Source organism: Streptomyces sp. NPDC002144 (assembly GCF_053593695.1).
In genome coordinates this window covers 246,589-259,797 of the sequence record NZ_JBSFDB010000011.1, presented here as the reverse complement: position 1 = coordinate 259,797, position 13,209 = coordinate 246,589, and the positions used below count along the sequence as shown (strand labels likewise).

At 68.7% G+C, this 13,209-nt stretch carries 9 protein-coding genes and 2 pseudogenes; 9 read left to right on the top strand and 2 right to left on the bottom strand.

The window, feature by feature from the left end:
• Positions 1–145: 145 nt before the first annotated feature.
• The 9 genes and pseudogenes from ndk to ACWCQ1_RS19330 all read left to right on the top strand — a co-directional run.
• Complete coding sequence (gene ndk / locus ACWCQ1_RS19370) at positions 146–559, top strand: nucleoside-diphosphate kinase (RefSeq protein WP_133040996.1); 414 nt, start codon at positions 146–148, stop codon at positions 557–559.
• 266 nt (positions 560–825) lie between these two features.
• Positions 826–1,845 (top strand): rod shape-determining protein, encoded by a 1,020-nt coding sequence (locus ACWCQ1_RS19365; RefSeq protein ID WP_004001297.1) that lies wholly within the window; start codon positions 826–828, stop codon positions 1,843–1,845.
• A gap of 155 nt (positions 1,846–2,000) precedes the next feature.
• Positions 2,001–2,945, top strand: a complete 945-nt coding sequence (gene mreC, locus ACWCQ1_RS19360; protein ID WP_133040997.1) for a rod shape-determining protein MreC — start codon at positions 2,001–2,003, stop codon at positions 2,943–2,945.
• A 13-nt stretch (positions 2,946–2,958) separates the two neighbouring features.
• Positions 2,959–3,639 carry a rod shape-determining protein MreD gene (gene mreD / locus ACWCQ1_RS19355; RefSeq protein WP_451026976.1) on the top strand — a complete coding sequence of 227 codons (681 nt, stop codon included), beginning with the start codon at positions 2,959–2,961 and terminating at the stop codon, positions 3,637–3,639.
• 80 nt (positions 3,640–3,719) lie between these two features.
• Positions 3,720–5,972, top strand: coding sequence for a penicillin-binding protein 2 (mrdA, locus tag ACWCQ1_RS19350; RefSeq protein WP_451026975.1), 2,253 nt, complete (start codon positions 3,720–3,722; stop codon positions 5,970–5,972).
• Positions 5,969–7,168 (top strand): rod shape-determining protein RodA, encoded by a 1,200-nt coding sequence (rodA, locus tag ACWCQ1_RS19345; RefSeq protein WP_133041000.1) that lies wholly within the window; start codon positions 5,969–5,971, stop codon positions 7,166–7,168. Before mrdA ends, rodA begins: the two co-directional genes overlap by 4 nt.
• Positions 7,169–7,254: 86 nt before the next feature.
• Entirely contained in the window at positions 7,255–8,763 is a 1,509-nt protein-coding gene (locus ACWCQ1_RS19340; protein ID WP_451026974.1) for a CYTH and CHAD domain-containing protein, read from the top strand.
• A gap of 124 nt (positions 8,764–8,887) precedes the next feature.
• A complete protein-coding gene (locus ACWCQ1_RS19335; protein ID WP_358593363.1) occupies positions 8,888–10,867 on the top strand; it encodes a TIGR03960 family B12-binding radical SAM protein in 1,980 nt (659 codons plus the stop codon).
• A gap of 289 nt (positions 10,868–11,156) precedes the next feature.
• Positions 11,157–12,404: pseudogene (locus ACWCQ1_RS19330) on the top strand (restriction endonuclease); the annotation flags it as partial.
• A gap of 112 nt (positions 12,405–12,516) precedes the next feature.
• Here the strand turns inward: ACWCQ1_RS19330 and ACWCQ1_RS19325 are convergent.
• Together ACWCQ1_RS19325 and ACWCQ1_RS19320 are read right to left on the bottom strand one after the other, a co-directional pair.
• A complete protein-coding gene (locus tag ACWCQ1_RS19325; RefSeq protein WP_451026973.1) occupies positions 12,517–12,927 on the bottom strand; it encodes a VOC family protein in 411 nt (136 codons plus the stop codon).
• A pseudogene (locus tag ACWCQ1_RS19320) lies at positions 12,924–13,163 on the bottom strand (IS256 family transposase); the annotation flags it as partial. The gene ACWCQ1_RS19325 and the pseudogene ACWCQ1_RS19320, both read right to left, overlap by 4 nt.
• Positions 13,164–13,209 lie beyond the last annotated feature (46 nt).

The following is a 13,209-nucleotide window of genomic DNA, read 5'->3' as shown; positions in this document are numbered from 1 at the left end:
CTGACGCGGTGTGAGACGGGCCCGCCGACGCCGTGTTCTCTCTGGGGCGTGTCTTCACCCTCCCGTCTGCCCTGCGGGCGGACGACGGGAGTTTGACGACAGGCCCCTGAACACAGCGCACCCCATTGATCCATTAGGAGCCGTCGTGACCCAGCGCACCCTCGTCCTGCTCAAGCCCGACGCAGTCCGCCGTGGCCTGACCGGCGAGATCATCAGCCGTATCGAGCGCAAGGCCGGCTGGCAGATCACCGCGCTGGAGCTGCGCACGCTGGACCAGGACACGCTGGAGCAGCACTACGGCGAGCACAAGGGCAAGCCCTTCTACGAGCCGCTGGTCCAGTTCATGGCCTCCGGCCCGGTCGTCGCCCTGATCGTCGAGGGTGAGCGGGTCATCGAGGGCGTACGGGCGCTGGCCGGTCCGACCGACCCGATCGCCGCCGCCCCCGGCTCCATCCGCGGCGACTACGGCGTCATCGTCCGGGAGAACCTGATCCACGCCTCCGACTCCGAGGAGTCCGCGGAGCGCGAGGTGAAGATCTTCTTCCCGGGCCGCGCCTGACCCCCGCGGCAGCACGTCGGGAAGTTCGGTGTATTGTCCCCGGACTTCCTGCATATGCACCGGCGATCGAGGGAACGAGTGCCCCCGAACGCCCGTCTCCACAAGCGGGGCCGCGCATCATCTGCTGACAATGGCGAAGACCCTCCCGCAGTGTTCGCGAAGGCGCGTCTACGATGGAAGCCTTCACGTCACAGCACCCACTTCGCCTACCTGACAAGCCCTCAAAAGCTCCCAGGAAGGCCAGACGAATCCTGATGGGGAACTCAATGTCGTTCATCGGCCGTGACATGGCTGTCGACCTCGGGACCGCCAACACGCTGGTGTACGTCAGGGGTCGCGGGATCGTACTCAACGAGCCGTCCGTCGTCGCGATCAACACGAACACCGGTGGAATTCTCGCGGTCGGCGCGGAGGCGAAGAAGATGATCGGGCGCACGCCCGGCAACATCGTCGCCGTGCGACCGCTGAAGGACGGCGTGATCGCCGACTTCGAGATCACCGAGCGGATGCTCCGCTACTTCATCCTGAAGATCCACAAGCGGCGGTACCTGGCCCGTCCGCGGGTCGTCGTCTGTGTGCCCTCGGGCATCACCGGCGTCGAGCGCCGCGCCGTCATCGAGGCGTCGTCCCAGGCCGGCGCCCGCCAGGTGCACATCATCGAGGAGCCGATGGCCGCGGCCATCGGCTCCGGCCTGCCGGTCCACGAGGCCACGGGCAACATGGTGGTGGACATCGGCGGCGGCACCACGGAGGTCGCGGTCATCTCGCTCGGCGGCATCGTCACCGCCCAGTCCATCCGCGTCGCGGGCGACGAACTGGACAACGCGATCATCCAGCACATCAAGAAGGAGTACTCCCTCCTCCTCGGTGAGCGGACGGCCGAGCAGATCAAGATCACGATCGGTTCGGCGTACGACCTGGACTCCGACGAGCACACCGAAATCCGCGGCCGGGACCTCGTCTCCGGGCTGCCCAAGACCGTCGTCATCTCGGCCGCCGAAGTGCGCAAGGCGATCGAGGAGCCGGTCAACGCCATCGTCGACGCCGTCAAGACGACCCTCGACAAGTGCCCGCCGGAGCTGTCCGGCGACATCATGGACCGGGGGATCGTCCTCACCGGCGGCGGCGCGCTGCTGCGCGGACTTGACGAAAGGCTTCGGCGCGAGACCGGCATGCCGATCCACATCGCCGAGGACCCGCTGGACAGCGTGGCGCTCGGCTCCGGCAAGTGCGTCGAGGAGTTCGAGGCGCTCCAGCAGGTCCTGGACGCCCAGCCGCGCAGATGACGTAACTCTTCGATTCCGCCGTACGAGATGATCTCCTCTCGTGCGGCGGATCGTTGATATGGAGGCATAAGCTCGCCCATAAGCCTCCACAAGCCTCAGCATCACGAATACCTGAACACCCGCACATTCCTATGAGGAAGGCACGGCCGCCGCACGTGAGGGACACGAGAGAGAGCCGGCTGCTCCTGGTGCTGCTGATCGCCGTCGCGTTCGCGCTGATCACGGTGGACATCCGCGGCGGGGAGGACTCCCCGGTCGACGGTGCCCGACAGGCCGCCGCCACCGTCTTCGGGCCCATCGAGAACGGCGTGTCGTCGGCGGTCGACCCGGTCGGCAACGCCGTCTCCGCGATCCGCGACTCCGGCACCAAGCACGACCGGCTCGCCCGGCTGGAGCAGGAGAACGCGGCCCTCAAGGCCAAGCTGGGCAGCGACGACCGCAACGCCAGCAGGCTCAAACAGCTCGACAAGATGATGCGGATCGCCGGCGAGGGCCAGTACGGCATCAAGGGCGCCGAGGTCATCGCCATAGGGGCGGCCCAGGGCTTCTCCTGGACCATCACCATCGACGTCGGCGCGAGCGACGGCATCAAGCGGGACATGACCGTGCTCAACGGCGACGGTCTCGTCGGCCGCGTCACCACCGTCGGCCCGAACACCTCGACCGTCCTCCTCGCCAACGACCCCGACTTCACCGTCGGTACCCGCATGGAGGGCAGCGACGAACTCGGCTTCGCCTCCGGCCAGGGCGACCGGCCGCTGCGCGTCGAACTCCTCAACGGCAAGGCCGACGTGAAGAAGGGCGACCGCCTGGTCACCTTCGGCTCCGAGGCCGACAAGCCCTTCGTGCCCGGCGTCCCGGTCGGTGTGGTCTCCCGCGTCGACCCCTCCGAGGGCGGCCTGACCCGCACCATCTACGTCACGCCGTATGTCGGTTTCACCAAGCTCGACATCGTCGGCGTGGTCGTCGAGGCCCCGAAGAAGGACCCGCGCGACACGGTGCTGCCGCCCAAGCCCAAGCCGACCCCGACGCCGACGGTCACCGTCACGGTCACGCCCTCGGCGACCGCGTCCCTCGACGGCCAGACCCAGCAGCAGTAGGAGCTGAATCCCCATGCGCGTCAACCGGATCCTGCTCTCCTCGGCGCTGGTCGTCGTCGCCCTGGTGATCCAGGTGAGCGTCCTCGCCCGGCTCCATCTCCCGGGCGCCGTCCCCGACTTGCTGCTGCTGACTGTCCTCGGCCTGGCCATGGTGTACGGCCATGTGGGCGGCGCCCTCGTCGGCTTCGCCGCCGGTCTGCTCGCCGACCTCGCGCCCCCGGCCGACCACGCGGCCGGGCGCTACGCCCTGGTGCTGTGCGTCACCGGCTACCTCGCCGGGCTGATCAAACCGGAGAACGGCAGACTCAAGTCGGCCACCGGCCCCATGGTCGTCGTGGTCGCCGCAGCGATCGGCTCCACCCTGCTGTACGCCGGTGTCGGCGCCCTCGTCGGCGACACCGCCGCCCGCCATGTCGGCCTGGTCAGCCTGCTGTTCACGGCCGCCCTGTACGACCTGCTGCTCGCCCCGTTCGTGGTCCCCGGGATCATGGCGCTGGCCCGGCGCGCGGAGAACGACCCGCTCGCCGAGACCTCCTCCGCCGGCAAGAAGGCCACCGACATCTCCTCCGGCTGGATCTCCAACGGCACCGGCCTGAAGATCGGCGGCCAGCGCGGCGGCCTCGGCGCCCTGAAGACCCGGGCCCGCACCCGCACCGCGCGGGTGGGCCGCATCAAGGGGGTCAAGCGGCTGTGAGCGCGGCGGAGTCGGCGGCCGGCGTTCACAGCTCGGTCGGATATGACACACCTACACGCTGAGAGGGGGAGGCAGCCGCAGTGACCAACATTCCCGAGACGGGTCGGACCCCACGGGTCCAGATCAGGCTCGTCGTCATCCAGATCCTCGTCCTCTCCCTGCTCGGCACCCTCGGCGGCCGGCTGTGGTACCTGCAGATCCGGGAGGGCGCGCAGTACCAGAAGGAGGCGTCGGGCAACCACGTCCAGCAGGTCGTCCAGCCCGCCGTGCGCGGCTCGATCCTGGACGCGCGGGGCGTGCCCCTCGCGGACAACGAGACCCGGCTGGTCGTCTCCGCCTCCCGCACCGACCTGCTGAAGATGAAGGACGACGGCAAGGCCGTCCTCACCAAGCTGGCCGGGGTCCTCGGCATGAAGCCCGCGGACGTCATGCAGAAGGTCCGGCTGTGCGACGCCAAGACGCCCCAGCCGTGCTGGAACGGCTCGCCCTACCAGCCGATCCCGATCACCGACGAGGCGACGCCCCGTCAGGCCCTGCAGATCCGTGAGCGCTCCGAGGACTTCCCCGGCATCACCGCCGAGCCCGAGGCCGTGCGCCGCTACCCCTCGCCGGGCAAGGCCAACACCGCCCAGGTCCTCGGCTACCTCTCGCCGGTCACCGACGACGAGATCCAGCAGGCGAAGAACACCGACTCGCCCTATCTGCGCTCCGACCAGGTCGGCCGCTCGGGCCTGGAGCGCGAGTACGACAAGGCGCTGCGCGGCAAGGCCGGCGTCACCCGCTACGAGGTCGACAACCTCGGCCGGGTCATCGGCAAGGCCAAGTCCGATGCCGCCGAGCCCGGTTCGAACCTGGTCACCAGCATCGACTCCCGCGTCCAGCGGGTCGCCGAGTACGAGCTGGACACCGCGATGAAGAAGGCCCGCGAGCAGTTCGACTCGATCACCGGCGAGAACTACAAGGCCGATTCCGGTGCCGTCGTGGTGATGGAGGCCAAGACCGGCCGTATCGTCGCCATGGCGTCCGCGCCGACCTACGACCCGAACGTCTGGGTGGGCGGCATCTCCGCCAAGGACTACAAGCAGCTCACCGGCAAGGACTCCGACTACCCGCTGCTCAACAGGGCCATACAGGGTCAGTCCGCGCCCGGTTCGACCTTCAAGGTGGTCTCCACGGCCGCCGCGGTCGAGGCCGGCTACGCATGGGACGGCGGCTACCCCTGCACCAGCTCGTACTCGGTGGGCGGCCAGGTCTTCAAGAACTTCGAGGGCGAGAACTTCGGCCCGATCTCCCTCGGCCGCGCCCTGGAGGTCTCCTGCGACACCGTCTTCTACGGCCTCGCCGACCAGCAGTGGAAGAAGGACGGCGGCATCAACCCCAAGAAGGGCCAGCCCAAGGACTACTTCTACAAGGCCGCCCACCAGTTCGGCCTCGGCAAGGAGACCGGCGTCGACCTGCCCAACGAGGTCACCGGCCGCGTCCCCGACCGCCAGTGGAAGGAGTCCTACTGGAAGGCCAACAAGGACGCCTGGTGCAAGTCCGGCAAGAAGAACGGCAGCTACGTCGAGAAGATCGCCTACGAGAACTGCCTCGAGGGCAACAAGATGCGCGAGGGTGACTCGATCAACTACTCCATCGGCCAGGGCGACACCCTCGTCACGCCGATCCAGGAGGCCATGATCTACGGCGCCCTCGCCAACGGCGGCACCGAGTACGTGCCCACCATCGGCAAGGCGGTCGTCAGCGCCGACGGCAGGACCGTCCAGGAGATCAAGCCCAAGGTCAAGGCGAAGCTGCCGGTCACTCAGGCCACCCTCAAGGGCATGGACAAGGCCCTCGCGGGCGTCATCACCAGCGGTACCGCCGCCTGGAAGTTCCAGGGCTGGCCCCAGGACAAGATCGAGCTGCACGCCAAGACCGGTACCGCGGAGGTCTACGGCAAGCAGACCACCTCGTGGCTCGCCACCTATTCCAAGGACTACACGATCGTCATGACGATCGCTCAGGCCGGTACGGGTTCCGGCGCCTCCGGTGAGGCCGTCCGCAACATCTACAGCGCCCTCTACGGCGTCCAGCCCGACGGCTCGATCGACAAGGGCAAGGCGCTGCTGCCCAGCCCGCAGAAGGGCCTGCCGAAGGTGAAGGCGGACGGCACGATCGCCTCCCCGAAGGTCGCCAAGGATCCCGTCAAGGACCTCCAGAAGGCCCAGGAGCAGAGCACGACCGCCCCCGACGGCACCCAGCCGGCCGGCACCACGGCTTCTCCCACCGCCACCAACCGCACCACCCGCAGGCGACCTCGCAAGAGGGGGAGCCGGAGGATGCCGACATGACCGGAGCCAACAGCTTCTCCGTCTCCGGGTACGGGCCCCGGCCCGCCGGCTGGACCCGGCTGTTCGCCCGTGACTCGCTCACCCGCCGGCTGGACTGGCCGATGCTGCTGTCGGCCCTCGCGCTGTCCGGGATCGGCTCACTGCTGGTCTTCTCCGCGACCCGCAACCGCACGGAGATCAACCAGGGCGACCCGTACTACTTCCTGATCCGGCACATCATGAACACCGGCATCGGGTTCGCCCTGATGGTCGGCACGATCTGGCTCGGCCACCGCACCCTGCGCAACGTGGTGCCCATCCTCTACGGCATCTCCCTGTTCGGGGTGCTGCTGGTGCTCACCCCGCTCGGCGCCACCATCAACGGCAGCCGCAACTGGATCGTCCTCGGCGGCGGCTTCTCCCTGCAGCCCGCCGAGTTCGTGAAGGTCTCGATCATCCTCGGCATGGCCATGCTGCTCTCGGCCCGGGTGGACGCGGGCGACCGGCCCTACCCCGACCACCGCACGGTCCTGCAGGCGCTGGGCCTGGCCGCCGTACCGATCATGATCGTGCTGCTCATGCCCGACCTCGGCACGGTCCTGGTCCTGGTGACGATCATCCTGGGCGTGCTGCTCGCCTCCGGTGCCTCCAACCGCTGGGTCTTCGGCCTGCTCACCGCAGGCATCGTCGGCTGCATCGCCATCTGGCAGCTGCACATCCTGGACGAGTACCAGATCAACCGCTTCGCCGCCTTCGCCAACCCCAGCCTCGACCCGGCCGGCGTCGGCTACAACACCAACCAGGCCCGGATCGCGATCGGTTCGGGCGGACTGACCGGCGCCGGGCTCTTCCACGGCTCGCAGACCACCGGCCAGTTCGTCCCGGAACAGCAGACGGACTTCGTCTTCACGGTCGCGGGCGAGGAACTGGGCTTCGTCGGCGCGGGACTGATCATCCTCCTGCTCGGCGTGGTCCTGTGGCGGGCCTGCCGCATCGCCCGCGACTCGACCGAGCTGTACGGCACGATCGTCGCGGCCGGGATCGTCGCCTGGTTCGCATTCCAGTCCTTCGAGAACATCGGCATGACCCTCGGCATCATGCCGGTCACCGGCCTGCCGCTGCCCTTCGTGTCGTACGGCGGCTCGTCCATGTTCGCGGTGTGGGTGGCCGTGGGACTGCTGCAGTCGATCAAGGTGCAGAGACCCATGTCGGCATAGGACACCCTGTGTTGCCCCTGGGTCTGCCCGGCATTCATGTCCGATGGGCCCTGCCGCCGGAAGCGGAATCCCACTAGATTCAGGTCATGGCGGACACAAAGCGTGAGATCGAGCGAAAGTACGAATCCGACGACAGCGGCCTGCCGGACCTGACCGGCGTGGCCGGTGTCGCGGCCGTCATCGACAAGGGTGTCGCCCACCTCGACGCCACCTACTACGACACCGCCGACGAGCGTCTCGCCAGGTCCTCCATCACCCTGCGCCGCCGCACCGGAGGCTCCGACGCCGGCTGGCACCTGAAGTTCCCCGTCGCCCCCGGCGTCCGCGACGAGATCCACGCCCCGCTGTCCGACACCGTCCCGCGCGCCATCGCCGCACTGGTCCGCTCCCGGGTCCGCGACGCCGAACTGCTGCCGGTGGTCCGCCTGCGCTCCGACCGCGACCTGCGGGACCTCGTCGACGCCGACGGCCGTCTGCTCGCCGAGGTGAGCATGGACGCCGTACAGGCCGACCGGCTCACCGACGCCGGCGGCAGCGCCCAGTGGACCGAACTGGAGGTCGAACTCGCCGACGACGGCGACCCCGCCATCCTCGACAAGGTCGACAAACGGCTGCGCAAGGCGGGCGTACGGCCCTCGAAGTCCGCGTCCAAGCTCGCACGGGCGCTCGCGGAGACGGCACCCCGCGGCAAGAAGAAGCGCAAGCGGGCCCCGGCACAGGCCCTCGCGACCGCCGGCGACCACGTCCTCGCCTACCTGCGCGAACAGCGGGACGCGATCGTCGAGCTGGATCCGGCGGTACGGCAGGACGCGTACGACTCCGTGCACCGCATGCGGGTCGCCACCCGGCGCATGCGCAGCGCCTTCCGCTCCTACGGCAAGGTCCTCGACCGCGAGATCACCGACCCGCTCGGCGAGGAGCTGAAGTGGCTGGCCGGCGAACTCGGCGTGGACCGCGACCGCGAGGTGCTGACCGAGCGCCTCACCGCCGCCCTGGCCGAGGTGCCCCGCCCCCTGATCCACGGCCCCGTCCGTACCCGGATGCGCCTGTGGGCGAACGCCCGCCGCGGCGGCTCGCGCCGCAGGCTGACCGGCGTCCTGGACTCCAAGCGCTACCTCGCCCTGCTCGACGCCCTGGACGCGCTGGTCGACGCCCCGCCCCTGCTGAAGGCGGCCGGCGGAAAGCCCGAGAAGGTGATCTCCAAGGCCGTACGGAACGACTTCGCAAAGCTCACCGAGCTCGTCGAACAGGCCGTCGCCCTGCCGCCCGGCCAGGACCGCGACCTCGCCCTGCACGAGGCCCGCAAGAAGGCCAAGCGGACCCGCTACTCGGCGGAGGCGGCGGTCCCCGCGCTCGGCGACCCGGCGACCGACCTGCTGAAGTCGATGAAGTCCCTCCAGACCCTGCTCGGCGACCACCAGGACAGCGTCATGACCCGCCAGACCCTGCGCGAGCTGTCCGCCGTGGCACACGCGGCGGGGGAGAGCTCCTTCACGTACGGCCTGCTGTACGGGCGCGAGGAGCGGCGTGCGGAGCGGGCGGAGACGGAGCTGCCGGGGATGTGGGCGTCGGTGAGGGACGGTGCGGGCCTCTGAACGTACGGAGGGATGCCCGGCCCGCGTTAGGCTAGATGGTCACCCCTGTCAGATCACCGCTGTCGGTCCTGTCAGCAGTCCTGTCAGTCCTGTCAGATCCGTCCGACCCACGAAGGTTCGCGAGATGCCTGCCGAAGTCACTGCGGCCGCCGAGTCTGTGTTCCCGCAGCTCGAAGCTCTGCTCCCGCACGTGCAGAAGCCGATCCAGTACGTCGGCGGAGAACTCAACTCCACCGTCAAGCCGTGGGAGTCCTGTGACGTCCGCTGGGCGCTGATGTACCCGGACGCCTACGAGGTCGGCCTGCCCAACCAGGGCGTCATGATCCTCTACGAGGTGCTGAACGAGCAGGAGGGTGTCCTCGCCGAACGCACCTACAGCGTGTGGCCGGACCTGGAGGCACTGATGCGGGAGCACGGCGTCCCCCAGTTCACGGTCGACAGCCACCGCCCGGTGAAGGCCTTCGACGTGTTCGGCCTGTCCTTCTCCACGGAGCTGGGCTACACGAACATGCTCACCGCGCTGGACCTGGCCGGCATCCCGCTGGAGTCGAAGGACCGTACGCTCGACGACCCCATCGTCCTCGCGGGCGGGCATGCCGCCTTCAACCCCGAGCCGATCGCGGACTTCATCGACGCGGCGATCATCGGCGACGGCGAGCAGGCCGTCCTCGACATGACGAAGATCATCCAGGGCTGGAAGGCGGAGGGCCGCCCCGGCGGCCGCGAGGAGGTCCTCCTGCGCCTCGCGAAGACCGGAGGCGTCTACATCCCGGCGTTCTATGACGTCGAGTACCTCCCCGACGGCCGCATCGCCCGCGTGGTCCCCAACCGCTCCGGCGTGCCCTGGCGCGTGTCCAAGCACACGGTCATGGACCTCGACGAGTGGCCGTTCCCCAAGCAGCCCCTGGTCCCGCTGGCCGAGACCGTCCACGAGCGCATGTCGGTGGAGATCTTCCGCGGCTGCACTCGCGGCTGCCGCTTCTGCCAGGCCGGCATGATCACCCGCCCGGTCCGTGAGCGTTCCATCACCGGCATCGGCGAGATGGTGGAGAAGGGCCTGAAGGCCACGGGCTTCGAGGAGGTCGGGCTGCTGTCGTTGTCGAGTGCCGACCACTCGGAGATCGGCGACATCGCCAAGGGCCTGGCGGACCGCTACGAGGAAGACAAGATCGGCCTCTCCCTCCCCTCCACCCGCGTCGACGCCTTCAACGTCGACCTGGCGAACGAACTGACCCGCAACGGCCGCCGCTCCGGCCTGACCTTCGCCCCCGAGGGCGGCTCGGAGCGCATGCGCAAGGTCATCAACAAGATGGTCTCGGAGGACGACCTCATCCGGACCGTCGCCACGGCCTACGGCAACGGCTGGCGCCAGGTGAAGCTCTACTTCATGTGCGGCCTGCCCACCGAGACCGACGAGGACGTCCTGCAGATCGCCGACATGGCGACCAAGGTGATCGCCAAGGGCCGGGAGGTCTCCCGCTCCAACGACATCCGCTGCACGGTCTCGATCGGCGGCTTCGTCCCCAAGCCCCACACCCCCTTCCAGTGGGCGCCCCAGCTCTCCGCCGAGGAGACCGACGCCCGCCTCGAGAAGCTCCGCGACAAGATCCGCGGCGACAAGAAGTACGGCCGCTCGATCGGTTTCCGCTACCACGACGGCAAGCCGGGCATCGTCGAGGGCCTGCTCTCCCGGGGCGACCGCCGCATCGGCGCGGTCATCCGCGCCGTCTACGAGGACGGCGGCCGCTTCGACGGCTGGCGCGAGCACTTCTCCTACGACCGCTGGATGGCCTGCGCCGACAAGGCCCTGACCCCGCTGGGCGTCGACGTCGACTGGTACACCACCCGCGAGCGCTCCTACGAGGAGGTCCTCCCCTGGGACCACCTCGACTCCGGCCTCGACAAGGACTGGCTCTGGGAGGACTGGCAGGACGCCCTCGACGAAACGGAGGTCGAGGACTGCCGGTGGACGCCTTGCTTCGACTGCGGGGTGTGTCCGCAGATGGATACTTGGGTACAAGTGGGCCCGACCGGCAAGAAGTTGCTGCCGCTGACCGTCAAGAACGCAGGCCAGCCGCCCGCTTCGGATGGTCACGAGCACTGACGTGAGCGAGCCTCTTGCGCGGATTTCTGAGGCCCTGGCGGGGGCGAGCGAGGACGAAGTGGCGGCCGCCCTGGCTGCTGCCGGCGCTTCGGTGCGGCGGTCGCCGACGGCGCAGCGCGGGCCTAAGACGCCCTTGCCGGGGTCTGGAGGGGCTTCGGGCATCCACTCAGAGGTGGAGTGGGTCTGAGTCGGCTTCGCGCCCCTGCGGGACAGTGAAGGCCTGCGAGCCCCCCCTCCGAGCTCTGGAGGGGGGCGCGCGGCGTCTGTCAGTTCTGGCAGCCGCAGCCGGATGCTTGCGCAAAGCCTGCTGTTGGTCCTGCATCAGCTCTTCGCGGCGGACGAGTACGGCATTCTCGACTCCGTGGCCCTGAACGGCTTTGTCGACGCCAACGATCCGGCCACGGGACGACGCGCGCACATCTTCCTGGCGACCGTCATGGCCCAGAGGGCGGCGTTCACTGGCCTGCATCTGGAACAGGTGGACGCGGTCAGCTGTCTCACCGACGCGTTGAGGGGTCAGCTCGCGTCCCGCCCTGATCAGCTCACCTCTGTACGTCCGGGCCGAAAGCCTCAGGACGTCGGGAACTATGTGGTCGCGCACGGCGGTGACGAGGAGCCGGATCTGTATGACATGGATCCGATCGAATTCGAGTCGCTCGTTGCCGACCTGTTCCGCGCCATGGGCATGGAGGCTGTGACGACCCAGCGCTCGAACGACGGCGGCGTGGATGTGGATGCGCTGGATCCAACGCCCATCCGAGGCGGCAAGATCGTCGTACAGGTGAAGCGGTACCGCAACACAGTGCCGCCCACCGCGGTGCGTGACCTGTACGGGACGGTTCAGGACGTCGGCGCCAACAAGGGAGTGCTGGTGACCACGGCGGGCTTCGGCCCGGGCTCACACACATTCGCACGAGGCAAGCCTTTGGAGCTCATCTCGGGCGGTGAACTCGTCGACCTCCTGCACCGGCACGGGCTTCGCGGGCGCCTGGGGGAGGGAGGACGAGCGACTCCGGCGCAGCCCTCGCCGTCCAGCCCCGCGGCAGCGCCCGACGACCACAACGTCCTGGGCATGATGTGGGCCGGCAGGGTCGCACTGGACGTATGCGCTCTCGTCTGCCAGGGCAACCGCGTCCTGAGTGAGGACCACTTCGTTTTCTTCAACAACCCGCAGACTCCGGACGGTTCGGTACGCGCGGTGCCGGCCGCGGCGCCGGACAAGGCGGCGATCCGCGTTTCCTTCGACGCACTGCCGGAAGCGGCTGATCGCTTCGTTCTCGTGGCGGCCGTCGACCCGGAAGTGAACCCGCAAGCCGACCTGTCCGGATTCACCGGTGCATGCATCCGGCTGCTGGACCCGGCAATGACCGAGCTCGCTCGGCTCGAAGTCTCCGACGGCCGTTCCGGCGAGACCGCACTGGTGCTCGGCTCCTTCCGGCGCAGGCCCAATGGAGACTGGGACTTCGTGCTTGGAGGGAAGGGATACACAGGGGGGTTGGAACAGCTCGTCCAGGAGTACGGCATCGAAGTCGAGTGACGACACGGGGCGCCTCCATAGTGCTGCCTTGTTCGCAAGATGGACACCCACGAACAGATCGGCCCCACCGGGAAGAAGCGAGTAATCGTCAAGACTTGTGGATCGGTTGATCTCAGTTTGGTGCGGATGAGTTGATCGCAACGAGTTCGACTTCGAAGCCGTCGTCGTTCTCCAGGTAGGCGGCGTAGTGCTGTCCGCCACCGGCATATGCATGACGCTCGGGGAACATAAGGTGCTGGGCGGCGTCGGCGGTCAGCTTCTCGACCGTGGTGGCGTCTTCGACGTGGAAGGCCAGGTGGTTCAGCCCCGGGCGACAGCGGTCGTGCTTTTCGGCGGTGCGGGCCGGCGACTGCTCGATTACCAGGTAGGTCGGCCCGAGCCGCCAGCTGCGGCCGCCGTCCCAGGTCTGGAAGAGGGCGTAACCCAGCGCCTCCAGCAGCCAGCCGAACGAGGCGAGCGCGCGATGGAGGTCCGGCACCCACAGCTCGACGTGATGCAGCGTGCCGTGCGACGGCTGGCTCATGCGGCCACCGCCTCAGCGCGTTCGACGAGCTGGCCGCGTTCGAAGCGGGCTCCGGCCCGGACGAGGGCGACGAGGTGGGGTGCATTCACGGCCCGCCACCGTTGCTGGGCGGACTCGACGAGTTTGAAGACCATGGCCAGGGCGGCGGTGCGGGAGCCGGCGCCACGGGTGACCTTGGTCCGCAGCCGGACGGTGGAGAAGGTCGACTCGATGGGGTTCGTTGTCCGCAGATGGACACCCACATCCAGGTCGGCCCGATGGGCAAGAAGCTGCTGCCGCTTA

Bases quoted from the DNA above. Each gene is read 5' to 3' on its own strand.
- ACWCQ1_RS19365 (WP_004001297.1), top strand. From the start codon at position 826: ATGTCGTTCATCGGCCGTGACATGGCTGTCGACCTCGGGACCGCCAAC.
- mreD (WP_451026976.1), top strand. From the start codon at position 2,959: ATGCGCGTCAACCGGATCCTGCTCTCCTCGGCGCTGGTCGTCGTCGCC.
- rodA (WP_133041000.1), top strand. From the start codon at position 5,969: ATGACCGGAGCCAACAGCTTCTCCGTCTCCGGGTACGGGCCCCGGCCC.
- ACWCQ1_RS19340 (WP_451026974.1), top strand. From the start codon at position 7,255: ATGGCGGACACAAAGCGTGAGATCGAGCGAAAGTACGAATCCGACGAC.
- ACWCQ1_RS19335 (WP_358593363.1), top strand. From the start codon at position 8,888: ATGCCTGCCGAAGTCACTGCGGCCGCCGAGTCTGTGTTCCCGCAGCTC.
- ACWCQ1_RS19325 (WP_451026973.1), bottom strand. From the start codon at position 12,927: ATGAGCCAGCCGTCGCACGGCACGCTGCATCACGTCGAGCTGTGGGTG.